The 24245-nt window shown below is 64.4% G+C and carries 22 protein-coding genes; 13 read left to right on the plus strand and 9 right to left on the minus strand.

The window, feature by feature from the left end; translation table 11 throughout:
- Nucleotides 1-9: 9 nt before the first annotated feature.
- The 6 genes from ureE to ureA form a co-directional block, all read right to left on the minus strand.
- Complete coding sequence (gene ureE, locus AC3WW4_RS08630) at nt 10-705, minus strand: urease accessory protein UreE (RefSeq protein ID WP_488827993.1); 696 nt, start codon at nt 703-705, stop codon at nt 10-12.
- A gap of 57 nt (nt 706-762) precedes the next feature.
- On the minus strand, nt 763-2331 hold the full coding sequence (locus tag AC3WW4_RS08635; protein WP_488827994.1) for a methyl-accepting chemotaxis protein: 1569 nt from the start codon (nt 2329-2331) through the stop codon (nt 763-765).
- A 229-nt stretch (nt 2332-2560) separates the two neighbouring features.
- Nucleotides 2561-4288 (minus strand): urease subunit alpha, encoded by a 1728-nt coding sequence (ureC, locus tag AC3WW4_RS08640; protein WP_488827995.1) that lies wholly within the window; start codon nt 4286-4288, stop codon nt 2561-2563.
- A gap of 52 nt (nt 4289-4340) precedes the next feature.
- Nucleotides 4341-4661, minus strand: coding sequence for an urease subunit beta (locus AC3WW4_RS08645; RefSeq protein ID WP_488827996.1), 321 nt, complete (start codon nt 4659-4661; stop codon nt 4341-4343).
- Nucleotides 4658-4834: a hypothetical protein gene (locus AC3WW4_RS08650; RefSeq protein WP_339582868.1), complete on the minus strand. Its 177-nt coding sequence runs from the start codon at nt 4832-4834 to the stop codon at nt 4658-4660. The genes AC3WW4_RS08645 and AC3WW4_RS08650 overlap by 4 nt, the downstream gene beginning before the upstream one ends.
- Nucleotides 4835-4853: 19 nt before the next feature.
- Complete coding sequence (gene ureA, locus AC3WW4_RS08655; RefSeq protein ID WP_320362474.1) at nt 4854-5156, minus strand: urease subunit gamma; 303 nt, start codon at nt 5154-5156, stop codon at nt 4854-4856.
- A 96-nt stretch (nt 5157-5252) separates the two neighbouring features.
- Between ureA and AC3WW4_RS08660 the strand changes: the two genes are divergently transcribed.
- Together AC3WW4_RS08660 and AC3WW4_RS08665 are read left to right on the plus strand one after the other, a co-directional pair.
- Nucleotides 5253-8873 (plus strand): hybrid sensor histidine kinase/response regulator, encoded by a 3621-nt coding sequence (locus AC3WW4_RS08660; protein WP_488827998.1) that lies wholly within the window; start codon nt 5253-5255, stop codon nt 8871-8873.
- A gap of 20 nt (nt 8874-8893) precedes the next feature.
- A complete protein-coding gene (locus AC3WW4_RS08665; RefSeq protein WP_488827999.1) occupies nt 8894-9853 on the plus strand; it encodes a response regulator in 960 nt (319 codons plus the stop codon).
- Here the strand turns inward: AC3WW4_RS08665 and AC3WW4_RS08670 are convergent.
- Nucleotides 9840-10586 (minus strand): fused MFS/spermidine synthase, encoded by a 747-nt coding sequence (locus AC3WW4_RS08670; RefSeq protein ID WP_488828000.1) that lies wholly within the window; start codon nt 10584-10586, stop codon nt 9840-9842. The genes AC3WW4_RS08665 and AC3WW4_RS08670 overlap by 14 nt on opposite strands.
- A gap of 97 nt (nt 10587-10683) precedes the next feature.
- Here AC3WW4_RS08670 and AC3WW4_RS08675 point away from each other — a divergent pair, with 97 nt between their 5' ends.
- The 10 genes from AC3WW4_RS08675 (at nt 10684) to AC3WW4_RS08720 (ending at nt 21257) form a co-directional block, all read left to right on the plus strand.
- Nucleotides 10684-11418 carry a FadR/GntR family transcriptional regulator gene (locus tag AC3WW4_RS08675; RefSeq protein WP_488828001.1) on the plus strand — a complete coding sequence of 245 codons (735 nt, stop codon included), beginning with the start codon at nt 10684-10686 and terminating at the stop codon, nt 11416-11418.
- Nucleotides 11415-12131, plus strand: coding sequence for a sterol desaturase family protein (locus AC3WW4_RS08680; RefSeq protein ID WP_488828002.1), 717 nt, complete (start codon nt 11415-11417; stop codon nt 12129-12131). The genes AC3WW4_RS08675 and AC3WW4_RS08680 overlap by 4 nt, the downstream gene beginning before the upstream one ends.
- Nucleotides 12132-12276: 145 nt before the next feature.
- Nucleotides 12277-13554 carry an urea ABC transporter substrate-binding protein gene (gene urtA, locus AC3WW4_RS08685; RefSeq protein WP_488828003.1) on the plus strand — a complete coding sequence of 426 codons (1278 nt, stop codon included), beginning with the start codon at nt 12277-12279 and terminating at the stop codon, nt 13552-13554.
- A gap of 128 nt (nt 13555-13682) precedes the next feature.
- Nucleotides 13683-15287, plus strand: coding sequence for an urea ABC transporter permease subunit UrtB (gene urtB, locus AC3WW4_RS08690; RefSeq protein ID WP_488828004.1), 1605 nt, complete (start codon nt 13683-13685; stop codon nt 15285-15287).
- 43 nt (nt 15288-15330) lie between these two features.
- Nucleotides 15331-16452, plus strand: coding sequence for an urea ABC transporter permease subunit UrtC (gene urtC, locus AC3WW4_RS08695; RefSeq protein WP_488828005.1), 1122 nt, complete (start codon nt 15331-15333; stop codon nt 16450-16452).
- Nucleotides 16449-17345 carry an urea ABC transporter ATP-binding protein UrtD gene (gene urtD / locus AC3WW4_RS08700; RefSeq protein ID WP_488828007.1) on the plus strand — a complete coding sequence of 299 codons (897 nt, stop codon included), beginning with the start codon at nt 16449-16451 and terminating at the stop codon, nt 17343-17345. The genes urtC and urtD overlap by 4 nt, the downstream gene beginning before the upstream one ends.
- Nucleotides 17346-17387: 42 nt before the next feature.
- The gene (urtE, locus tag AC3WW4_RS08705; protein ID WP_488828008.1) at nt 17388-18092 is read left to right on the plus strand and encodes an urea ABC transporter ATP-binding subunit UrtE; all 705 of its coding nucleotides are present in this window, start codon (nt 17388-17390) and stop codon (nt 18090-18092) included.
- A gap of 91 nt (nt 18093-18183) precedes the next feature.
- The gene (locus AC3WW4_RS08710; protein WP_488828009.1) at nt 18184-18537 is read left to right on the plus strand and encodes an FKBP-type peptidyl-prolyl cis-trans isomerase; all 354 of its coding nucleotides are present in this window, start codon (nt 18184-18186) and stop codon (nt 18535-18537) included.
- Nucleotides 18538-18543: 6 nt separating this feature from the next.
- A complete protein-coding gene (locus AC3WW4_RS08715) occupies nt 18544-18975 on the plus strand; it encodes a DUF1841 family protein (RefSeq protein ID WP_488828010.1) in 432 nt (143 codons plus the stop codon).
- A gap of 155 nt (nt 18976-19130) precedes the next feature.
- The gene (locus AC3WW4_RS08720) at nt 19131-21257 is read left to right on the plus strand and encodes a type I secretion C-terminal target domain-containing protein (RefSeq protein ID WP_488828011.1); all 2127 of its coding nucleotides are present in this window, start codon (nt 19131-19133) and stop codon (nt 21255-21257) included.
- 102 nt (nt 21258-21359) lie between these two features.
- On the opposite strand, the gene AC3WW4_RS08725 is transcribed toward AC3WW4_RS08720, so the two are convergent.
- Nucleotides 21360-22034, minus strand: a complete 675-nt coding sequence (locus tag AC3WW4_RS08725) for a c-type cytochrome (RefSeq protein WP_488828012.1) — start codon at nt 22032-22034, stop codon at nt 21360-21362.
- A gap of 104 nt (nt 22035-22138) precedes the next feature.
- On the opposite strand from AC3WW4_RS08725, the gene AC3WW4_RS08730 reads away from it, so the two are divergent.
- A complete protein-coding gene (locus AC3WW4_RS08730) occupies nt 22139-22981 on the plus strand; it encodes an AAA family ATPase (RefSeq protein WP_300158229.1) in 843 nt (280 codons plus the stop codon).
- A gap of 3 nt (nt 22982-22984) precedes the next feature.
- Here AC3WW4_RS08730 and AC3WW4_RS08735 read toward each other — a convergent pair whose 3' ends face one another.
- Complete coding sequence (locus AC3WW4_RS08735; protein WP_488828013.1) at nt 22985-24187, minus strand: GGDEF domain-containing protein; 1203 nt, start codon at nt 24185-24187, stop codon at nt 22985-22987.
- Nucleotides 24188-24245 lie beyond the last annotated feature (58 nt).

A 24245-nucleotide genomic window follows, 5' to 3' on the forward strand; every position in this document is an offset into this window, starting at 1 on the left:
CGCGTTCGGTCAGTGGTCGTGTCCGCAGCCGGGGCCGTGCACATGGGGCACCGGTGCGGCCTTGATGGCGATGCCGATGGGCTTGCCGCGCGAGGTGGGCGCGGCGGGTGTGGCGGCCGCCGGGGTGCCATGGTCATGTCCGCAGCCAGGGCCGTGAACGTGGCCGGCTTCGCCGTGCTCATGGGCGTGAGCGTGTTCATGCCCATGGTCGTGGCCGTGGTGCGCGTGGTCATGGCTGTGACCATGCCCACCCGCAGCATAGGCGCCGCCCTCGGGTTCAAACGCAACCAGGGCGTCGCGCACCGTCAGGTGCATGGCGCGCAGCATGTCGGCCAGCACATGATCGGGCTCGATCTTCAGGTGCTCGGGCTGCAGCTCGATTTGCACGTGGCGGTTGCCCAGGTGGTAGGCGGCACGCATCAGGTCAAAGGGGGAGCCATGCTCGCTGCACGGAGTGATGACGAGCACGTTCTGGGGCGCCGCTTCCACGCGGATCATGCTGCCGTCTTCGGCAACCAGCACATCGCCTCCACGTACCACCGTCCCACGGGCCAGGAACACCCCCAGGCTGCGGCCTTGGCTGTCCACCGCATCGAAACGGCTTTTCTGGCGCACGTCCCAGTCCAGTTGCACGGTGGCGGCGCGCTTGAGCAGCACGGGGGCCAGGCCTTGGCCCTGGGGGAGGAGCTTGTTGACGGTCAGCATGGGGGCTCGCTTTGCACTTCAGGTGAATCCGCAAAGTGTAGCGACCCCGTGCTGACCTCAGGTGCCGGAGGGGCTCAGTTGGAAGAAGGACACGGAGGCCAGCAGGCGATCGGCCTGAGACTTCAAGCCTTCTGCGGCTTCCGTGCTTTGCGCCATCAGCACCATGTTCTGCTGAGTGGCCTCGTCCAGGCGGTGCACCGTCTCACGCACCGAGCCAATGCCTTGGGCATGCTCCTGGCTGGTGTGCGTCAGGTGCGTGATGAGCTGGGCCACCTCGTCGATGGTGTTTTGCAAGGTGTGGATGGTGTTGCCGGTCTGCTCCACCAGTTCGGCCCCTTCTGTGACCCGGTTGGCGCTGTCCACAATGAGCTGTTTGATTTCGCGGGCAGCGTTGGCCGAGCGTTGCGCCAGTGAGCGTACTTCAGAGGCCACCACCGCAAAGCCGCGGCCTTGCTCGCCCGCCCGCGCCGCTTCCACGGCGGCGTTCAAGGCCAGGATGTTCGTCTGGAAGGCAATGCCGTCGATGACGCCGATGATGTCACTCATGCGCTTGCTGGACGTGTGGATGCCACGCATGGTGTCGATCACGCGGGTCATGGAGCTGCGTCCCTCCTGGGCCACTTGGCGCGCGGTGGAGGCCAGTTGGCTGGCCTGGTGGGTGCGCGACAGGTTGTCGGAGATGTCAACCTCGATCTGTTGCAGGGCCTGGCGCGATTGGGCCAGCTCGCTGGCATGCTCTTGCGAGCTGCGTGACAGGTGGCTGGCGTCGGTGGCGACCTGATGGGAGGTGACAGCCAGTTGTTCAGACTGGTCTCGCACCTCGCCGGTGAGTTGCAGCAGGTTGGTGCGCATGCGGCGCATGGAGGTCAGCATGCGGCCCAGTTCATCCTGACCGGCTTCGACGTTCACCGAGTGCGACAGGCGGCCTTCGGCAATCGCTTCGCTGACCTGCATGGCGGCCAGGGCTGGGCGGCTCACTGAGCGGGCGATGAACCAGGCCCATGCGGTGCCCAGCACCAATGTGATCACGGTCAGGGTGCCGATCAGCCACTGCGCGGTGGCCGTGGTGTTGGCAAAATTCGCTTGAGCGTTGCTGGTGTGCTGCTCGACACTTTGCAGGAGCTTGTCGCTTTGGCTCTTCACCGCGGCAGCCGCGGGCAGCAGCGCCAGGTTTTCCTTTTCGGTGGCCTGCATGGTTTGCCCGGTTTCCACCAGATCCAGCACCTCGTTACGGGTGCCGAGGTAGCGCTGATGCTGGGCGTGCAGCGCTTCGGCTGAGGTCTGCACGGCCGCCACGGGGTTGTCTGCCAGCTTTTTGAGCACTTGTGCAATGGTCTGGTCAGTGGCCAACAACTCGGGTTTGAAGCGTTCAACGACTTCAGGCATGCCGGCGGAGCGGATGATGGCCTGCGTTTTGACCAGGTCTTGCTGAAGCAGGGTGTTGACCTGGTTGCCTTGTTGTCGCACGACCAAGGCTTCTTCAAAGACGTGGTGGAGTGAGCGACTGCGCTCGATGCCGAGCATGCCCAGCAGCGCGACGACGCACAACAGGGTGAGGATCAGGCCAAAGCCGAAAGCCAGGCGGGTGCCGACCTTCCAGTCACGGAGTCGAACGAAGAAATGCACGGGAATCCTGTTGCGGGGGGCGGCATGAGCCCGTCATGTGGGCGCCTCCCATCCCGTTCATGACGATGGCCCACCTGCGCTCCAGCGCAGCACGGCCGTCGCCATCTTCCTTGTCCATCACGAAAGGAATGTGTCAGCTTCGGCGCTTCGTGAACGATCCCCGAACAAGATGTGGTTCATGGATGCGTCACGAAGTTGTCATTGGATTGACACGATTGACCGGGCTGGATCAGAACAGGAAGTAACGCTGCGCCAATGGCAGGCTGACGGCTGGCTCGCAGGTCAGCAACTTGCCATCGGCACGCACCTGGTAGGTTTGGGCGTCGATCTCCATGGTGGGCAGGTAGCTGTTGTGCACCATATCCGTTTTCTTGACGCTGCGGCAACCCTTCACGGCCACGATCTGCTTGGACAGCCCGTATTGCTGCGGCATGCCGGCGGCGATGGCGGCCTGGCTCATGAAGGTGAGCGAGGTACGCGCCACGGCTCCGCCAAAGGCGCCGAACATCGGGCGGTAATGCACCGGCTGCGGCGTGGGGATGGAGGCGTTCGGGTCGCCCATGGCCGCAGCTGCGATGAAGCCACCCTTCATGATGATGCTGGGCTTGACGCCGAAGAATGCGGGGCGCCAGATCACCAAATCGGCCCATTTGCCTTCCTCGATGCTGCCCACCTCGTGCGCCACGCCGTGGGCCAGCGCCGGGTTGATGGTGTACTTGGCCACGTAGCGCTTGATGCGGGCGTTGTCGTGGCGGTCGCTGTCGCCGGGCAGCTTGCCGCGTTGCGCCTTCATCTTGTGGGCGGTCTGCCAAGTGCGCAAGATGACCTCGCCGACGCGGCCCATGGCCTGCGAGTCGGACGAGAACATGCTGATGGCGCCGAGGTCGTGCAGGATGTCTTCGGCAGCGATGGTCTCGCGGCGGATGCGGCTTTCGGCAAAGGCCAGGTCTTCGGCAATCGACGCGTCCAGGTGGTGGCACACCATGAGCATGTCGAGGTGCTCGTCGATGGTGTTGACCGTGAAGGGCCGCGTCGGATTGGTCGAAGACGGCAACACATTGAGCTCGCCCACCACCTTCATGATGTCGGGCGCATGGCCGCCGCCCGCGCCTTCGGTGTGGAAGCTGTGGATGGTGCGGCCCTTGAAGGCGGCCACGGTGTCTTCCACAAAGCCCGATTCGTTGAGCGTGTCGGAGTGGATGGCGACCTGGATGTCCGTCTCTTCGGCCACGCTCAGGCAGGTGTCGATGGCGGCCGGCGTCGTGCCCCAGTCCTCGTGCAACTTCAGGCCGATCACCCCGGCGTTCACCTGTTGGCGCAGCGCCTCGGGCTGGCTGGCGTTGCCCTTGCCCAAAAAGCCCAGGTTCATCGGGAAGGCTTCAGCGGCCTTGAGCATCATCGCGATGTTGTCCGGGCCGGGCGTGCAGGTGGTGGCGAAAGTGCCCGTGGCCGGGCCGGTGCCGCCCCCGATCATGGTGGTCACGCCGCTGCTCAGGGCTTCTTCGATCTGCTGCGGGCAGATGAAGTGGATGTGGGTGTCGATGCCACCGGCGGTGACGATCATGCCCTCGGCCGCGACGATTTCGGTACCGGGGCCGATGACGATGTCCACGCCCGGTTGCACGTCAGGGTTGCCGGCCTTGCCGATCTTGACGATGCGGCCGGCCTTGATGCCGATATCGGCCTTGACGATGCCCCAGTGATCCAGGATGAGGGCGTTGGTCAGCACGCAGTCGGCGGCTTCCATGGCGCCGGGGCCGTTGCAGACCTGGCTTTGGCCCATGCCGTCGCGGATGGTTTTGCCGCCCCCGAACTTCACTTCTTCGCCGTAGCCGCCGGCCCGCAGGGCGTAGTCCTGCTCGACTTCGAGGATCAGATTGGTGTCGGCCAGGCGAAGGCGGTCGCCCACGGTGGGGCCGAACATTTCCGCGTAGGCGCGGCGCTGGATGCTTGCCATCTTGGCGTGTCCTTCTTGAGATTCCGGTGATGCGAGAGGGGCGGGCTGGGCGTCAGAGCGGGCCTTGGGTCAGGCCTCGAAAGCCGTAGACCATGCGCGCGCCGGCGTAGTCCACCAACTCGACCGTGCGTTGCTGGCCGGGCTCAAAGCGCACGGCCGTGCCGGAGGCGATGTTCAGGCGCATGCCCTGAGCCGCAGGGCGGTCAAAACGCAGCGCGCCGTTGGTCTCCGCAAAGTGATAGTGCGAGCCCACCTGGATGGGGCGGTCGCCCGCGTTCTCCACCACCAGCGTCAGGGTGCGGCGGCCGGGGTTGATGGGCAGGTCGGGACCGTCGATCAGCAACTCGCCTGGCGTGACGCGGTCCGACATCATTTGCGGCCCTTGAACCAGATCACGCCGGCCACCAGGGCGGCCACGGCGATGAAGCCCAGCACGTCGGTGCTGTGCCAGTGGGAGATGCCGGGCAGGCCGTGGCCTTCGTGGGCGTGGGCGGCGCCGGTGCTCAGCAGGGCGGCCAGGGTGGTGATCAGCGTGTTGTGCTTCATGTTGGTGCCTTGAATGGGGTTACGCAATGGGTTGGTGCACGGTCACCAATTTGGTGCCGTCCGGAAAGGTGGCTTCGATCTGGATGTCGGGGATCATGTCGGCCACGCCGTCCATCACATCGTCGCGGCTCAGCACTGTTTTGCCTTCGCTCATGAGGGCGGCGACGCTCTTGCCGTCGCGGGCGCCTTCCATGATGGCCGCCGAGATCAGGGCCACTGCCTCGGGGTAGTTCAGCTTGAGGCCGCGGGCCTTGCGCCGCTCGGCCAGCAGGGCGGCGGTGAAGATCAGCAGCTTGTCTTTTTCGCGTGGCGTCAGTTCCATGGTGTCGTGTCAGGGCCAAGGCTCAAGGCCGGTCAAGGGGGCCGCGTACCGGCGGCATCGAAATTGCGGTGTCAGGGTACGGATTGAACCCTCACCATGCAAGACCCAGACCTGCCCCACACCATCGACCCCGCCAGCGAGGCTTTGCAACGCGTGGTGAAGGTGCGTCGGGACTACAACAGCTGGGTGGCGTCCGAAACCCTGGAGGATTACGCGCTGCGCTTCACGCCGCGTTCTGCACGCCGCTGGAGCGAGGCGAGGGTGGCCAACACGGCCTTTGGTGTGGCGTCCTTCCTGGTGCTGGAGGCGGTGGGCGCCACGCTGTTGGTGGACCACGGTTTCATCAACGCGTTCTGGGCCATTTTGGCCACCGGCCTCATCATCTTGCTGGTGGGCTGGCCCATCAGCGTGTACGCCGCGCGGCATGGGCTGGACATGGACCTGCTCACGCGTGGGGCAGGCTTTGGCTACATCGGCTCCACCATCACCTCGCTGATCTACGCGTCCTTCACCTTCATCTTCTTTGCGCTGGAGGCGGCCGTGATGGCCTACGCCCTGGAGTTGGCGTTCGACATCCCGCCGGCCTGGGGCTATCTGATCTGCGCGCTGGTGGTGGTGCCCTTGGTGACCCACGGGGTGACGATCATCAGCCGCCTGCAGTTGATCACCCAGCCGATCTGGCTGGTGATGCTGGTGCTGCCCTTCATCGTGGTGTTCCGCGAGCACCCGACCATCTTGCAGGATCTGGCCGCCTACCCCGGGGCGACGGGCGCCTATGGAGAGTTCAATGTGCTGGCCTTTGGCTCGGCGCTGACGGTGGGCATTGCCCTGATCACGCAGATGGGCGAACAGGCCGATTACCTGCGCTTCATGCCTGAAAAGCGCCCCGAGCGCGCGGGCCGCTGGTGGGCGGCGGTGTTCGTGGGCGGGCCGGGCTGGGTCATCCTGGGCGTGTTGAAGATGCTGGGTGGGGCGCTGCTGGCGTGGTTGGCCATGAGCTACGCCATCCCGGTGGCGCGCGCGGTGGACCCGAACCAGATGTACCTGGTGGCGTGGGAGAAGATCTTCTCCTCGCCCTCGTGGGCGATCGGCGCCGTGGCCGTGTTCGTGGTGATCTCGCAGATCAAGATCAACGTCACCAACGCGTACGCTGGCTCACTGGCGTGGTCCAACTTCTTTGCGCGGCTCACGCACAGCCATCCCGGGCGGGTGGTGTGGGTGGTCTTCAATGCGCTGATCGCTCTGCTGTTGATGGAGTTGAACCTGTTTCAGGCCTTGGGCAAGGTGCTGGGGCTCTATTCCAACATTGCCATCGCCTGGATGATGGCCGTGGTGGCCGACCTGGTGGTGAACAAGCCGATGGGCTGGTCGCCCAAGGGCATCGAGTTCAAGCGCGCCTATCTGTATGACATCAATCCGGTGGGCGTGGGGGCGATGGGCCTGGCCTCGCTGGTGTCGGTGATGGCCTATGTGGGATGGCTGGGGGAGCTGGCCCAGGCCTTCTCTGCCGTGCTGGCCATGGTGGTGGCGTTCACGACCTCGCCGCTCATCGCCTGGGCCACGCAGGGGCGCTATTACCTGGCGCGTCAGCCGGAGGCGGCGACGGCCCCTGAGGGGGCAGTTTCCTGCGCGACGAGTTGCGGCGTGTCGTCATGTTCGGTTCAGCAGGCTGACACCGAGGCTGGCCAGCCCTTGAGCCGCGCCATCCGCCTCAAGGCCTTGCACCGCTGTACCGTGTGCGAACGCGAGTACGAGGCCGACGACGTGGCCCATTGCCCTGCCTACCAGGGCTTCATCTGCTCGCTGTGCTGCTCGCTGGACGCGCGTTGTCAGGACCTGTGCAAGCCCGCCTCGGCCCGCTGGGCTGAGCAGTGGCGCAACATCGGCCGGGCCGTGGTACCGGCCTTCGTGTGGCGCAGGGTGGACACCGAACTGGGCCAGTTCCTCTTGATCATGCTGGTGCTCACCCCGCTGCTGGCGGGCGTCTTTGGCCTGGTCTACCAGCAACAGGTCCGCGACATGGTGGTGCTGGACCTGGGCTCGACGGTGGCCACCGCAGCCATGCTCGAGTCGGCCTTCGTCAAGGTCTTTGCAGCCTTGCTGCTGATCATCGGGGTGGTGGGCTGGTGGTTGGTGCTCACGCACAAGAGCCGACAGGTGGCGCAAGAGGAGTCGAACCGTCAGACCCATCTGCTGGTGCGTGAGATTGAGCTGCACCGCATCACCGACGACAAGCTGCAGCAGGCCAAGCAGACGGCCGATCAGGCCAACCAGGCCAAGAGCCGCTACATCTCCACCATCAGCCACGAACTGCGCACACCGCTCAACGGCATCCTGGGCTACGCCCAGTTGCTCGACGAAGACCACCACCTGCCCGAACACGTGAAGCACGCCGTCGGCGTCATCAAGCGGGGAGGGGATCACCTCTTGTCGCTCATCGAGGGCACGCTGGACATTGCCCGCATCGAAAGCGGCAAGCTCTCGCTGGACGTCAAGCCCGTGCGACTGGACGAATTGCTGCAGCAGATCACCGGCCTGATCGAGCACGAGGCCCGCGCCAAGCACCTGCGCTTCGTGGCCGACATCGAGCGCAATCTGCCCGATGCCGTGCGCGCCGACGAGCGCCGCGTGCGCCAGATCCTGCTCAATGTGCTGGGCAACGCCGTCAAGTTCACCACCGTGGGGCAGGTGACCTTCAAGGTGCGCTACGCCCGCGAGATCGCGCTGATCGAGATCACCGACACAGGTCCCGGCATCGCGCAAAGTGAGCTGGACAAGGTGTTCGAACCGTTTGCGCGCGGCTCGTCGGCGGCTGGTAACGCGGCCAGTGGGACCGGCCTGGGCCTGACCATCAGCAAGATGTTGACCGACCTGATGGGCGGCGAGATGCGGGTCAGCAGCCAGGAGGGCGTGGGCACCACCTTCCGCATCCGCCTGTTCCTGCCCCAGGTGCGTGCCTCGGACGTGGCGCAACGCGTGATGCAGGGACAGCGCACCGGCTATGCCGGCGAGCGCCGCCGCATCTGGGTGGTCGACAACGAAGAGGCCGACCGTGGCCTGCTGGTGCGCATCCTGAGCCCCTTGGGCTTTGAGGTAACGCCGCTGGCTTCCGGACTGGATTGCCTGGCGCACCTGCGACAAACGCCGCTTTCACTGCAGCCCCACGCGTTGTTCATGGACCTGGCCATGCCCGGCCTGGACGGCTGGGGCACCTTGCGCGCCATCCGCACCGAAGGCCTCAGCACTGCGCCGGCTGCCATCGTGTCGGCCAACGCCTTTGACAAGGCCCTGGACAACGACGTCGGTATCACCCCCGATGACTTCATCGTCAAGCCCGTGCGCGTGGCCGAACTGCTGGATTGGCTGGGGCGGCAGTTGCAACTGGACTGGATCGTCGCCGAGCGCCCCGCCGAAGTCACCAGCTTGTCGGCGCCTGCCGGTGCGGCCACCGCCTACCCGTCTGAGGCCGCCTTGCACCGACTGGAAGATCAGATCCATGCCGGTTACGTCAGGGGTGTCCACAAGGCGCTGGACCAGATTGCCGCGGACGAGCCGCACTGTGAGCCCTTCGTGCAACGCATGCGCACCCTGGCCCGGCAGTTTCACCTGGATGCCATGGCCAAGTTGATCGAAGAGGCGCTGGCCCAAGCTCAGCCCCCGAGCCAGTCTCCACCTACCTCAGACAGCCCGGCCCCAACGGCCGTGCCCGCTCTTTGAAAACGATGAACGACCATCCCATGTTCGACCGACTTGACCGCAGCCGCACCGACGTCGTGCTCATCGTGGACGATGTGCCGGACAACCTGTCCCTGCTGCACGACGCCCTGGATGATGGGGGCTATACCGTGCTGGTGGCCACCCACGGCGAAGCGGCCCTGCAGCGCGCCAGCCAGGCGGTGCCCGACATCATCCTGCTGGACGCTGTCATGCCGGGCATGGACGGCTTCGAGGTGGCGCGACGCCTCAAGGCGCAGCCCGACACCAGTCACATCCCCATCGTGTTCATGACGGGGCTGACCGAAACCGAACATGTGGTGGCGGCTTTTTCGGCCGGTGGGGTGGACTACGTGGTCAAGCCCATCCGCCCGCGCGAGGTGCTGGCCCGCATCGAGTCGCACATGCATGCGGCAAGGCAGTCGAGCCAGGCGCGCAATGCGCTCGATGCTTTTGGCCACGCCTCGCTCACCGTGCACCTGCGCGAAGGCAAGGTGCTGTGGCAAACCCCTTTGGCGCGCAAGCTGTTGCAGCGCTACTTTGACACCCCAGAGGCCGTGGCCCCGCCCGAGTTGCTGGACTGGTTGCGGCTCGCCGTGTCGCGCCAGCAGGCGCAGGCCGGACAGGGCGATGCGCCTGCCCAAGCGCCCAGTTGGACGGTGAACCAGGGGCACAGCTGTCTGCGCTTCACCCTGCACCAACCCACGGGCGACGACGAATGGTTGCTGGTCATGCAGGAAAGCTCAGACCAGGCTGCCATGGAGGCCCTGAGTCAGACCTTCAAGCTCACTGCCCGCGAAGGTGAGGTGCTGTACTGGGTCGTCAAGGGCAAGACCAACCGCGACATTGGCGACATCCTGGGCAGCAGCCCGGCCACCGTCAAAAAACAGCTCGAGAGTGTGTTCGCCAAGATGGGGGTTGAGACCCGCACGGCGGCGGCGGGGCTGGCCTTGAGTCGGGTAGGGCAGCTCAAGGCGAGGTGAGAGGGCGAAGACCTTTGACCAGCGCCCGCTGAAGGCGGGTGGAGGTCGCGGCCAGCGTCGTCTGGTGCACCTCAGGCAGAGCCTGCCAGCGTGTCTCAAACTCCTGAGCGGCCTGCGTGAAGGCCTCGCCTTGCCCTGCCAGGACGATGTCATTGCCCCCCTCGTCCGACTCGAACGACAGCATCGCCCCCTCAAACACCCTGCCCACACGCTTGTGAATTTCGAGGGTCTGCGCCGTGTCGGCCTGCACATTGGCCACCATCACCCCCTGGTGAGCCAGGGCCGCCTTCACGCGTCGGTAAAAGCCGGGTGAACACAGCGCGTCCGGGATGCCCTCGCCCGTGAAGCCGTCGACGAGGATGACGTCGAACTGATGCGTGGGCTTGGCCAGAAACGCGGCCCCATCGGCACACACGATGCGTGAGCGTTCGTCATCTGGCGGGATGCAGAAGTCCTGTCGCAGCTCAATGACGCGGGGGTTGATCTCCACCGTGGTCAGGTCGGTTTCGGGCAGGTGTTTGTGGATGTACTTGTGCAGCGCACCGCCTCCCAATCCGATCATCAGCACCGACCGTGGCGCGGGGCTCAACAAGAGAAAACCCATCATCGCGCGGGTGTAGTCCAGCACCAGCTCATCGGGGTTCGCCAGGCTCATGCAGCTCTGGATCAGGGTGGTGGAGAGCGTCAGCGATCTGGTCTGACGGTTGGTGTGGATGTGAACGTCTTCGGTCATGGTGCGCGGTGTGGTGCCAGTCTAACTGCTTCGGTACTCTGGTCTGCCGTGCGGCATCGCCCAATCCGGCTTTCTGTCAAACTGGTATGATAAGCATATGAGTAAGCCGGATCTGTTTGACCCCATCCATCGCCAATCGCTGTCTGAAGCGCTGTACACGCAGCTCAAAGACCGGATCATCTTTGGCGTCTATCAGACGGGGGATCGCTTGCCTTCGGAGCGCGTGCTCAGCGAGGAGACAGGCATCAATCGCGGTGCGGTGCGTGAAGCCGTCAAGCGCCTTCAACAAGCAGGCCTCCTGGCCGTGCGCCAGGGCGGTAACCACGAGGTACTCGACTTTCTGCAAGAGGCGGGGCCCGAGTTGTTGCCGTCTCTGCTGGTGGATCAGCAAGGCGGGTTCAATCCCAAGGCGGTGCTAGACCTGATGGTCATGCGCACGGTATTGGCTCCCGAAATGGCGTTTGCGGCCGCTGATCGGATCACGCCCGATGGCGTCGTTGCGCTCGAGGCGCTGTGTGCGGACATGCGCGAGCGTCAAAGCGACCTGCCTGGCTTGCAGCATCTGGCGCTGGCGTATTGGCAAAGCGTGGTGGTGATCTGCGACAACGTGGCGTTTCGGCTGTCGTTCAACGCCTTGCGCAAGAGCTACATCAAGGCCTGGCATGCACTCACGTTCGTGCTCGCAGAAGAATTTCAGGACCTTGCCGGGTTTGAAGCCATCACCCATGCGATGCGTTCCCGTGACCCCAAGGCGGCACGGGAGGCGGCTGGACGCCACATCCGCCTCGGGCAGCGTGCGGTCGAAAAGCTATTCCATCAGGAGACACGATGAACCCTTCACACACGACCGATTCGGACATGCCGACGGCCCAAGCCACGGTTCGCGACAACCCGATGCGGCCACCGGCCGACTCCCCCGCGACCTGGTCGCAGGCCTGGCGGGTGTTCCTGACGCATCACAGCCCCCAGTGGTTGATCGCACTGGCGGTGCTTGCGGCGGTTTTACGCGGCACGGCGGGAGGCTGGAGTTGGCTCGATGTGGTGATCGTGGTGGCTGTGTGGGCCATCTTTCCCTTCATTGAGTGGTGCATCCACGTGTTTGTGCTGCACTTCCGTCCGCTGCGCGTGGGCCGATTCACTATCGACTTCTACCTGCCTCAGACGCATCGCCGCCACCACGCAGAGCCTTGGAACCTGTATTGGACCTTTGTGCCGAAACATGTCTTCGCCTGGGCGCTGGGCCCCATGGCTCTGGGGCTGTGGCTGGCCGAGGGCTGGCGTGCGCCTTTGCTAACCTGCTATTTGAGCTTTCTGGTTCAGGCTTTGCATTACGAGTGGGTGCATTACCTGGCCCACATAAGCTGGCGTCCCCGGTTGGCCTATTACGAGCAGCGCGTGCTGGCGCACCGCCATCACCACTTCCGCAACGAGCGCCTGTGGTGGGGCGTCTCACGCGGTCTTGCTGACCGTGTGCTGGGTACCGCGCCCGATGCGAAAAGCGTGGCTCGCAGTGACACACGGGCCGATCTGGGGATCAAACGCTGACAGCGTGAGGGGCGGGCGCGCTCGGGTGGGCGGTTGGTGCCTCCCGATACGCCATGTGGCGTATTTCTCGGAATGCGGGGGCTGGGCACACTGAATTCATCGATTCAGTCAACCCCAACCCAACGCTTCTTAGGAGTGCTCACCCATGAAACTCACCCGTCGCAGTGCCGTTCAGTCCCTGTCTGCCGTCGCCTTGGGCGTCGCAGGTCTGGCCCTCAGTTCCATGGCTCAGGCCGCTGACACCATCAAGGTTGGCGTGCTGCACTCGCTGTCGGGCACCATGGCCATCTCGGAAACCGTGCTGAAGGACACCGTCCTGATGGCGATCGACGAGATCAACGCCAAGGGCGGCCTGCTGGGCAAGAAGCTCGAACCCGTGGTGGTGGACCCCGCTTCCAACTGGCCGCTGTTTGCCGAAAAGGCCAAGCAGCTGCTGACGCAAGACAAGGTGGCTGTGACCTTCGGCTGCTGGACCTCGGTGTCGCGCAAGTCGGTGTTGCCGGTCTACAAGGAGAACAACGGCCTGCTGTTCTACCCCGTGCAGTACGAGGGTGAAGAGCTGGAGAAGAACGTGTTCTACACCGGTGCCGCGCCCAACCAGCAGGCCATCCCTGCGGTGGAGTACCTGATGAGCAAGGACGGCGGCTCGGCCAAGCGCTTTGTGCTGCTGGGCACCGACTACGTGTATCCGCGCACTACCAACAAGATCCTGCGCGCCTTTCTGAAGTCCAAGGGCGTGGCCGACGCCGACATCCTGGAGGAGTACACCCCCTTCGGTCACGCCGACTACCAGACCATCATTGCCAAGATCAAGAAGTTCTCGTCCGAAGGCAAGAAGACGGCCGTGGTCTCCACCATCAACGGTGACTCCAACGTGCCGTTCTACAAGGAGCTGGGCAACCAAGGCCTGAAGGCCAAGGACGTGCCGGTGGTCGCCTTCTCGGTGGGTGAAGAAGAGCTGCGTGGCGTGGACACCAAGCCTCTGGTCGGCCACCTGGCTGCCTGGAACTACTTCATGTCCATCAAGAACCCGACCAATGCCGAGTTCATCAAGAAGTGGTCGGCTTACGCCAAGGCCAAGAACATCGCCGGTCACAAGGACAAGCCCCTGACCAACGACCCGATGGAAGCCACCTACATCGGCATCAACATGTGGGCACAGGCCGTCAAGAAGGCCGGCAGCACCGACACCGACAAGGTCATCAAGGCCATGGCCGGCCAGACCTTCCCGGCACCGGGCGGCTTCATGTCCAAGATGGATGAGAAGAACCACCACCTGCACAAGCCGGTGTTCATCGGCGAAGTGAAAGCCGACGGCCAGTTCAAGGTCGTGTGGAAGACCCCGGGCCCGGTCAAGGCTCAACCTTGGAGCCCCTACATCCCGGGCAACGACAAGAAGAAGGACGAGCCGGAAGCCAAGTAAAGCCCCGGTTTGATCCACGGGCGCCCACCCTCGTCATGGCGGGCTGACTTTGGAGCAGAGCGGTTGGCCCCGTTCGGGTAGCCCGACGGGGCCATTTTTTTACCGCACACACACGAAACGAGCAGGACATGCCTGTGAACACAAGATCCTGGCTGACAGCCTTGGGCCTGGCGCTGAGCCTGAGCCTCGGCGCCTGGGCACCCGCCGCTCACGCCCTGACCCCGCAAGACGCCCACGCGCTGGCCGCGGGCGACAACGATGCGCGCATCGACACGCTCAAGAAGCTGTCCGCCACCCATGACCCGGCGTTGACGCCCTTCCTCAAGGCGATGCTGGACGATGCGGTCAAGGTGACCGCCGAGCGCGCTTACATCATCCAGGACGACGGTCAGACGGTGGACGCCGTCACCGGCCAGGCTGCGACTTTGCCTGATGACGCCGAGGACGTGGTCAACAGCAACCGCATGAGCAGCGAGATCGAAGCCGTGCTGGCCGCGGCCAACCTGGCTTCCCCTGACCCCGACCTGCGCGCCGAAGCCATCAAAGCGCTGGCCAATGCCGCCGACGAATCTCGGCTGCCCCTCATCGACCAGGCCCTGGCCGCTGAAGCCGACAAGACGCTGCGTAAACAACTCCAGATGGCCCGTACCAAGGCCTTGCTCGCTGCCAGCACCCCGGCACGTCGCCTGGAAGCCGCCGAAGCCTTGGCTGCCGACGCAAGCCCCGAGTCCCGCGGCCTGCTCATGGAACGCCTCAACAGCGGCGAAGAAACCGACCCACAGGTGCAAGCCGCTTTGCAGGCCGCGCTGAGCAAGGTCACCAGCAAGCTGGAGTGGGGCGAGCACGCCGGCGTGGTTTTCACCGGCATCAGCCTGGGCTCCATCCTGCTGCTGGCTGCGTTGGGCCTGGCCATCACCTATGGCCTGATGGGCGTCATCAACATGGCCCACGGCGAGCTGATGATGATCGGCGCCTACGCCACCTTCGTCATCCAGAACCTGTTTCGCCAATACCTGCCTGAGCTGTTTGACTGGTACCTGCTGCTGGCCGTGCCCGCGTCATTCCTGGCCGCCGCCCTGATGGGCGCCATCCTGGAGCGCAGCGTGTTCCGCTTCCTCTACGGCCGCCCGCTGGAGACCCTGCTGGCCTCCTGGGGCATCAGCCTGGTGTTGATGCAACTGGTGCGCACCGTGTTCGGCGCCCAGAACGTGCAGGTTGAGAACCCCAACTGGATGTCGGGCGGCTTCGACGTGCTCAGCAACCTGACCTTGCCCTACAACCGCTTGGCCATCATCGTGTTCGCCGCGCTGGTGCTCGTGGGCATGACCCTGCTGATCGCCAAGACCCGCATGGGCCTGTTTGTGCGCAGCGTCACCCAGAACCGCCCGATGGCCTCGTGCATGGGCGTGAACACCGCGCGGGTGGACACCCTGGCGTTCTCGCTGGGCGCCGGCATTGCAGGCCTGGCCGGCTGTGCGCTCTCGCAGATCGGCAACGTGGGGCCGGACCTGGGCCAAAGCTACATCGTTGACTCCTTCATGGTCGTGGTGCTGGGTGGCGTCGGGCAGATTGCCGGCACCGTGTACGCCGCGCTTGGCCTGGGCATGGTCAACAAGTTCCTCGAAGGATGGACGGGCGCCGTGCTCGCCAAGATCCTGGTGCTGGTCATCGTGGTGATCTTCATCCAGAAGCGTCCCCAAGGCCTGTTCGCCATCAAGGGCCGAGAGGCTTGAGCCACCCCCGACACGTTTTCACGACGTACGAACGATGACATCTATGACCAGTTCTGCTTTCTTCCAACCCAAAGGCGGGTTGATGCTGGGCACCAAGGGGTGGGCGGCCGTCATGGCGGCCGTGCTCGCGGTGTTGATCCTGGCGCCTGTGCTCAACCTGCTGGTCCCGGCCGACTCGGCCTTCCACCTGTCCGACTACGCCTTGTCCCTCGTCGGCAAGATCATGTGCTACGCCATCTGCGCGCTGGCCATGGACCTGATCTGGGGCTACACCGGCATCCTGTCGCTGGGGCATGGCCTGTTCTTCGCGCTGGGCGGCTATGCCATGGGGATGTACCTGATGCGCCAGATCGGCCGTGACGGCAGCTATGGCGCCGACATCCCCGACTTCATGGTCTTCCTCGACTGGAAAGAAGTGCCCTGGCACTGGACCCTCAGCGACTCCTTCATCGGTCAGATGGCTCTGGTCGTCCTGGTGCCCGGCCTGATCGCCTTCATCTTTGGTTACTTCGCCTTCCGCTCGCGCATCAAGGGGGTGTACTTTTCCATCATCACCCAGGCGATGACCTATGCGGCCATGCTGCTCTTCTTCCGCAACGAAACGGGCTTTGGCGGCAATAACGGCTTCACCGACTTCAAGCGCATCCTGAACATCCCCATCGCCCAGCCGTCCACCCGCATGGTGCTGTTCGTGCTCACCGGCCTCACGCTCATCGGCTTCTTCCTGATGGCGCGCTGGTTGGTTCACACCAAGTTCGGCCGCGTGCTGCAAGCCATCCGTGATGCCGAGAACCGCGTCATGTTCTGTGGCTACAACCCGCTGGCCTACAAGCTCGGCATCTGGACCCTGTCGGCCGTGATGTGCGGCATCGCCGGTGCCCTCTACGTGCCCCAGGTCGGCATCATCAACCCCAGCGAAATGTCGGCCGCCGCCGGCATCGAGATGGCGATCTGGACGGCCGTGGGCGGTCGCGCCACCCTGATCGGCCCGATCATCGGCGCCTTCTTCGTCAACGGTGCCAAGAGCTGGTTCACCGTGGCCTTCCCCGAGTTCTGGCTGTATTTCCTCGGCGCCCTGTTCATCGCCGTGACCCTGTTCCTGCCCGACGGCATCGTCGGTGGCGTCAAGAAGTTGCTCAACAAGAAGTCCGAGGTGAAGGCATGACACCCGACCTGATGGAAGAGGGCACCCAAGCCCTGGCCCGCGCCCAAGCGCGTCCCGCAACCGGTGGCGAGTCTGGCGGCCGAGAAGCCGCTTACGGCCGCGTCGTCCAGCCCGGCCAGCTCGACCTCACCCACGGTTCCATCCTCTACCTGGACGACATCGAAGTCAGCTTCGATGGCTTCAAGGCCCTTAACAAGCTGTGCCTGGACATCTCGGTGGGCGAGATGCGCTGCATCATCGGCCCCAACGGCGCCGGCAAGACCACGATGATGGACGTCATCACCGGCAAGACCCGACCCGACAGCGGCACCGCCTTTTTCGGCTCCACCATCGACCTGCTGAGCCTGCGCGAAAGTGAAATCGCCCAGCGCGGCATCGGCCGCAAGTTTCAAAAGCCCACGGTGTTCGAATACCTCACCGTGTTCGAGAACCTGGAGCTGGCCCTCAAGGCCGACCGTCGCGCACGTGCCTCGGTGTTCTTCAAGCTCAGCGGCCCCCAGCTGGACCGCATCGGCGCCATGCTGGAGCTCATCCACCTCAAGGACCACGCCCAGCGCACCGCGGGTCTGCTGTCCCACGGCCAAAAGCAATGGCTGGAGATCGGCATGCTGCTGATGCAGGACCCCAAGCTGCTCTTGCTGGACGAGCCCGTGGCCGGCATGACCGACGAAGAAACCGAGCGCACCGCCGAGCTCTTCCTGTCGCTCGAAGGCGCGCATTCTCTGGTGGTGGTCGAGCACGACATGAAGTTCATCCACGAGCTCACCACTCAGGGCGCCAACGCGGCCAAGAAGAAGGTCACCGTGTTGCACGAAGGCTCGGTGCTGGCCGAAGGCACGCTGGCCGAAGTGCAGGCCAACGACAAGGTCGTCGAAGTCTATCTGGGGCGCTGAACACGGCATCCGTGCAGCGACCCACGCGAAGGAACAGTCAGCATGTTGAAGGTTGAAAGCGTCAATCAGTACTACGGGGGCTCGCACATCCTGCGTGGCCTGGATTTCGAGGCCAAGCTCGGCGAGGTCACCGTGGTGCTCGGCCGCAATGGCGTGGGCAAGACCACGCTGCTCAAGAGCCTGATGGGCCTGGTGCCCATCAAGTCGGGTGACATCCGCCTGGATGGTCAGTCCATCAACGGCACCAAGCCCTACGAGCGCGTGCGCCTGGGCGTGGGCTACGTGCCCCAAGGACGGGAGATTTTCGGGCGCCTCACCGTGGCCGAAAACCTGCAAATGGGCCTGGCCAGCAAGCCGGGCGGCACGCCACTGCCCGAGCAGCTGTTCGAGCTCTTTCCGGTGCTCAAGCAGATGCTGCACCGCCGGGGCGGCGATCTCTCCGGTGGGCAACAGCAGCAGCTCGCCATTGCCCGCGCCCTGGCCGCCGGCCCCAAGCTGTTGATCCTGGACGAGCCCACCGAGGGCATCCAGCCCAGCATCATCAAGGACATCGGCCGCGCCATCCGCAAGCTGGCCGACGAAGGGCTCAATGGCCAGAAGATGGCCGTCGTGCTGGTCGAGCAGTTCTACGATTTCGCCGAAGAGCTGGCCGACCAGTACCTTGTCATGGAGCGCGGCGAGATCATCCAGCAAGGCCGTGGCGAGAACATGGCCGCCGATGGCGTGCGCCAGCTCATGTCGATTTGAGCGCGCGCAAATCTGACCCCCGGCAAGGGCATGAGGCCAGAGGTTAGACTCTGGCCTCTTTTTCATTCGCCTCACTCAGAAAGGACACGCCATGGCTGTCGTCACCACCACCTCCGGTCTGCAATACGAAGACGTTACCGTCGGTAGCGGCGCTGAAGCCAAGGCCGGCGCCTACGTGTCCGTGCACTACACCGGCTGGCTGTACCAGAACGGCGTCAAGGGTGCCAAGTTCGACTCCAGCAAGGACCGCAACGACCCCTTCGCTTTCCCCCTGGGAGCCGGTCACGTGATCCGCGGCTGGGACGAAGGCGTGCAAGGCATGAAGGTCGGCGGCACCCGCATCCTGGTGATCCCGGCTGAGCTGGGCTACGGTGCCCGCGGCGCTGGCGGCGTCATCCCCGGCAACGCCACCCTGATGTTTGAAGTCGAACTGCTGGGCGTCTGATCCACCATGTTTGCCCCCAGCCAGGAACAGGTTCGTCGTTTCTTCTGTGAGGCCTGGGCCAAGCACCTGGCTGGCCAGCCGCTCACCCCGTTGGAGGCGCAAGCCACCGACTGGATGATCGAGCACCCTGAATACCATCAGGACCTGTCTGACGTAGACGCGGCCATCGCCGCCGTCTACACCGTGGAGGAGGGGCGCACCAACCCCTTCCTGCACCTGTCCATGCACCTGTCGATCACCGAACAGGTCAGCATCGACCAGCCGCGCGGCGTCAAGGCCGCCATCGAGCGCCTGGCGCATCGGCTCAACTCCCTGCACGAAGCCCACCACGTCGCCATGGAAGCCCTGGGCGAAATGGTCTGGGAAGCGCAGCGCTCGGGCCGCCCGTTTGACGGCCAAGGCTACATCGATCGCCTGTTGATGCGCGCCACCCGCTGAGTCGGGTTATTGCTAGGATCGACTTCCGGGAACATCGGAAAAGCGAGACCATTCACACGGCTCGACCCTGCGGTCAGGGGGGGCGGTTTGCACCCGTTTGGCGTGAACTCACCCTAAAGTGACAAGTGTTGAACACTCTTGTTACGAGTCGCCCTATGTCGATCCTCGCCGTGTCTGCTGGTATCGTCACCGCCGTTCGGGGTGAAGCCTTCGTCCGATCTCCGCAAGGCGATCTGGTTGCTGTGAAAGTGGGTGACAGCCTCCCGGCTGGGCAGGCCATCCTGGGCCCCAACGGCGAGGTGCTGGAGACCACACCGGCGCCTGCGGCGCGCGCCGCAGCGGTGGCTGCAGAGGTCGATCAGGCCATTGCCAATCTGAACGCCCCGGCAACGGAAGAGGATGCGCCTGCAGCCGGTTTGACCGGTGGCGGAAGCACCTCACTGGGTGAAGGTTTGCGCGTAGACCGCGTCAACGAAGCCGTTGTGCCGCAGGCTTTTGCCTCAGGGGCCAACACCCAGGAAGACCCGAGCGCCCCCCGCCCCGAGACCTTCACCGACCAGCGCGCGCTCACCACCGCTGCGCCCGATGCTCCATTGCCGCCGCAGCAGCCTGTGCCACCGGCCAGTCTGCCTTTTCTGGCGGTGTTTGGCACGGATGCGGTCGAAGGCCAGCCGGTGGAGTTCACCGTCAGCCTCACCCAGGCGCCGACCAGTCCTGTGACCGTCCGGCTGGACCTGTTGCCCGGGACCGACCCCGTGGACGCCGCACAACCGGGCGTTGACACCGCCACGGCCCTTGAATACTTCAACACGGCGACCCAGCAGTGGGCCGCCGTCACCGGTGATTTGACCTTTGCCACAGGGCAAACTGCGATCCGGGTTCGCGTTGCCACCGTGGACGACAGCGAAGTCGAAGGCGTGGAGTTCATCCAGTTGCGTGCCACCGTCACCGGCGGTGAAACCGTCAACAGTGTGAACTGGAGCGACACGGCCATCACCGACAACGACAAGCCTTACCTGATCGTGTACGGTGAGAACACCACCGAGGGTCAACACGCCGGTTTCACCGTCAACCTGACCCAGCCTTCACCCGATCCCGTCACTGTGCGCCTTGCCTTGTTGAACGGCTCTGACCCGGTGGACGCAGCCCAGGTCGACGTCGACACCACCGGCCCGCTCCAATACTTCAACACGGCGACCCAACAGTGGACCGACGTCACCGGCGACCTGACGCTGGCCGCAGGCCAGACCCAAATCCAGGTGCGTGTGGCCACGGTGGACGACAGCGAAATCGAGGGCACTGAATACATTCAGTTGCACGCCACGGTCATCAGTGGCGCCACCGTCAACACTGAGTCCCACAACGACACGGCCATCACCGACAACGACAAGCCGTACATGGTGGTCTACAGCACCGACGCCATCGAAGGTCAGGCGGCTCACTTCACGGTGAACCTGACGGCCGCCGCTGCAGACGTGGTGTCGGTCTCGCTGGACCTGCAGGCCGGCGGCACACCCGCAGACGCAGCTCAGCCGGGTGTGGACGCCTCGAACCACCTCGAGTTTTTCAACGGCGCGACCCAGCAGTGGGAAGCCGTGACCGGCCCGCTCAGCTTCCAGCCCGGGGACACCCGAATCGAAGTGCGCGTCGCCACAGTGGATGACGCCACGGTCGAACCCGTGGAGTACCTCCGCCTGCATGCCACCGTGGTGGCGGGGGATGTGATCAACCCCGTCAACTGGAACGACGTCGCCATCACGGACAACGAAGGCCGCGTGGTCACCGGCACGGTCGATGCCGATGAGGTGCTCGGTCAGGCCGGTTCCGATATGCTGTTCGGGCTGGCGGGGGACGATCTGCTGATCGGTGGGCAAGGCGATGACCTCCTGGTTGGGGGTGACGGTGCCGACGTATTCGCCTGGCGCTTGAGCGACGTGGTGTCCGGCAAGGTCACGGCAGACCGCATCCAAGACTTCGATTTGCAGCCTCACGCCGCCGGTGGCGATGTGCTGGACCTGCGTGACCTGCTGCAAGGCGAGCACACGGACGGTGGCACCAGCAACCTTTCGCAGTACCTGCATTTCGAAACCACTGGCGCCGACACCCTCATCCAGATCAGCGTGAACGGCGATCTGGTCAATGGCCACGGCACCATCAACCAGGAAATCCTGCTGCAAGGCGTCAATCTGCGAACAGACTATGGTCTGGCTGCGGGTGTGAGCGATGGCGCGGTCATTGCCAAGATGCTGGCCGATCAGAAGCTCTGGGTGGATGCCGCCTGAGTGAGGCGGTGCCGTTCAGGCGCTTGACCGGTCAGCGGTTCGGCGCAGACACAAAAGCCCGCTTGAGAGCGGGCTTTTGCTTTCCGACTCCTATTGAAGGGCTCAGCGCAGGCGCGACTGTGGCACCGTCTTGAGCTCACCGGGCAGGGTGGCGATGTGTTGCGCCAGCTGCTTCAACTCCAGGGGGGTGAAGGGCTGCACCTGGGCCGCCATGATGGGGTTGGCTCGCCCGATGTTCGGGTTGTTGACCGTGTGATACGCCTTGAGCGCCACGTACAGATAGTCGGCGTGCTGGCCACCAAGCTTGGGGTAACTCGGGTCAATCGGCTTGCTCAGGTTCTCGCCGTGACATGCCACGCAGTTGCCCTTGGTCAGCAGGGCCTGCACGGGCGGGCTGGCTTCGACCGCCTTGCCGGGGCTGGGGGGCAGATCCTGACCATTCGAAGCGTAGTACGCCGCGAGGTCGGCAATGTCCTGATCGGTCAGCGAAGCGGCCACGGCCTTCATGCTGGGGTGCTTGCGGTCGCCCTTGCGGTAGGCCGTCAGGGCCGAGGCCAGGTAGGCGGCGTTCTGCCCCGAAATCTTGGGCACCTTGTGCACCTCTGGGAAGCTCGACTGATAGCCCGGTATGCCGTGGCAGCCGATGCACATCGCGACCTTGCTGCGTGCCGCATGGGCATCACCTGCTTTGACATCCTGGGCGCAGGCGCCGGACGCCAGCAAGGCAGCAGAGGTCAAGACGCCAAAAGAACGGAGCAAGAGAGGCAGTGTTTTCATGGGCGGGCAGTGGAAAATGGCTGCTGAGTGAAACACGGTCGAGCAACCCATTATTGAGGCTCCGCCTATACTCGAACACAGTAGCAACCCTGTTGAGTCAGCGCATGAAATTCCAAGGTACCGATCAATACGTCGCCACCGATGACTTGAAACTGGCGGTCAACGCCGCCCTCAAGTTGCAGCGCCCCTTGCTGGTCAAGGGCGAGCCCGGCACCGGCAAAACGATGTTGGCCGAGCAGGTGTCTGAAGCGCTGGGCATGCCTTTGCTGCAATGGCACATCAAGTCGACCACCAAGGCGCAGCAGGGCCTGTATGAGTACGACGCCGTCAGCCGCTTGCGTGACAGCCAGTTGGGTGACGAGAAGGTCCGCGATATCCACAACTACATCGTCAAAGGCACCTTGTGGCAGGCGTTCGATGCCGATCAGCAGGTCGCCTTGCTCATCGACGAAATCGACAAGGCCGACATCGAGTTCCCCAACGACCTGTTGCGCGAACTCGACCGCATGGAGTTCTACTGCTACGAGACGCGTCAGCTGATCCAGGCCAAGCACCGCCCCCTGGTCATCATCACGTCGAACAACGAGAAAGACCTGCCGGACGCCTTCTTGCGCCGCTGCTTCTTCCACTACATCCGCTTCCCCGACGCGTCGACGATGAAGGAGATCGTGGAGGTTCACTTCCCCCACATCAAGCAGGATCTGTTGCAGGCCGCTATGCGCCACTTCTATGAAGTGCGCAATCTGCCGGGCCTCAAGAAGAAGCCCAGCACCTCAGAGTTGATCGACTGGCTCAAGCTGCTGGTGGCCGAAGACATTCCGCTGGAAGTGCTGCAGAGCAAGGACGACAAGGTCAGCGTGCCGCCGCTGGTGGGCGCCTTGCTCAAGAACGAGCAGGACCTCAGCCTGTTCGAGAAGCTGGTCCACATGGCCCGCCACAACCGCTGAGGCTCAAGCCTGCGGGGCCCCCGGCGTGAGGGTCTCGTCCTTCGTGGGGGCCAACACCACCATGTTGCGCCCGCCGTCCTTGGCCTGATACAGGGCGGCGTCTGCGCGCCGCAACAGCGACTGCAGCGACTCCTGCGGGTCGTTGGCGCAGACCAGGCCCATGCTGATGGTGACCGTCACCGCGGCATTGCCCCAGTTGATGGGGCGTTCGCACACGCTTTCACGCAGGCGCTCGGCAGCCAGCAGGGCGCCTTCGTGCTCGGTGTGGGGCAAGAGCATGCAGAACTCCTCGCCGCCATAGCGCGCCACATGGTCGACCTCGCGGGCCTCGGCTTGCAGGCGTCGCGCCACCTCGATCAGCACCTGATCGCCAGCTGGGTGGCCGAGGCGGTCGTTGACGCGCTTGAAGTGATCGATGTCGATCAGCAGGATGGCGAAAGGCTGGTTGAAGCGCTCCAGGCGCTGCGCTTCGCGCTCGAGCAGGGTCTCGATGGCGCGCCGGTTGAGCAAACCGGTGAGCCCGTCGTGCAGCGACAGGTGTTCGAGCCGTGCCACCAGGCGCATGACCACGATGTAGCCCAGCACGAAACTGGTCAGGATGGACAGCGTCACGCTGACGAAGGTCAGCACAAACTGGCGGGTGTCGAGGGGGCTTTGCAGCCAGGGCCACGGCCCGTGAGGCAGCAACTGGCTCAGGCCCGTTGCTGCGGCGCACAGGGCCACGGCGCCGAACATCAGTGCGGCGGCCCAGGCCGTGCCGCGCTTGAACTCCTGGCGCAGCGGGTGGAAGATTTCGCGCGCGCTCCACAGCATGGTGGTCGCGACCACGCCCGCGCTGACGGCCACCCCGGCCGCCTGCCAGCCCAAGGGGACGCAGACCAGGATGTTGAACACCATCAGCGTCATGCTCAAGGCCAGCTGGCGGGTCTCGGCGCGGGGCAGTTTGAGGAAGACCTGCAGGCCCTGCCGCAGCCAGATCGCGCCCAGCGCCGCCAGCGAGCAGGCGGTGAGCACCCGGAGCTGGGCGGGGCCGCTGCCTGGCACCAGCATCAGACACAGGCCCACGCCATTGCCCAGCGTGGCAATCAGCCAGTAGCGCGCCGCGCGGCTGGACAGCCCCATCCAGGTCCCGGCCGTCCACCACAGGCCGGTGGTGAGCGTGTGGGTCAGCAGGACAAAGGCCAGCAGCAAATGGCGAGTTTCCATGGGGGGGACGTTCAGATTCTGGGCTTGCAAGAGGCCCCAGGCTTTCGTTTGGGTTAAT

It is taken from the genome of Aquabacterium sp. TM01 (assembly GCF_057808345.1).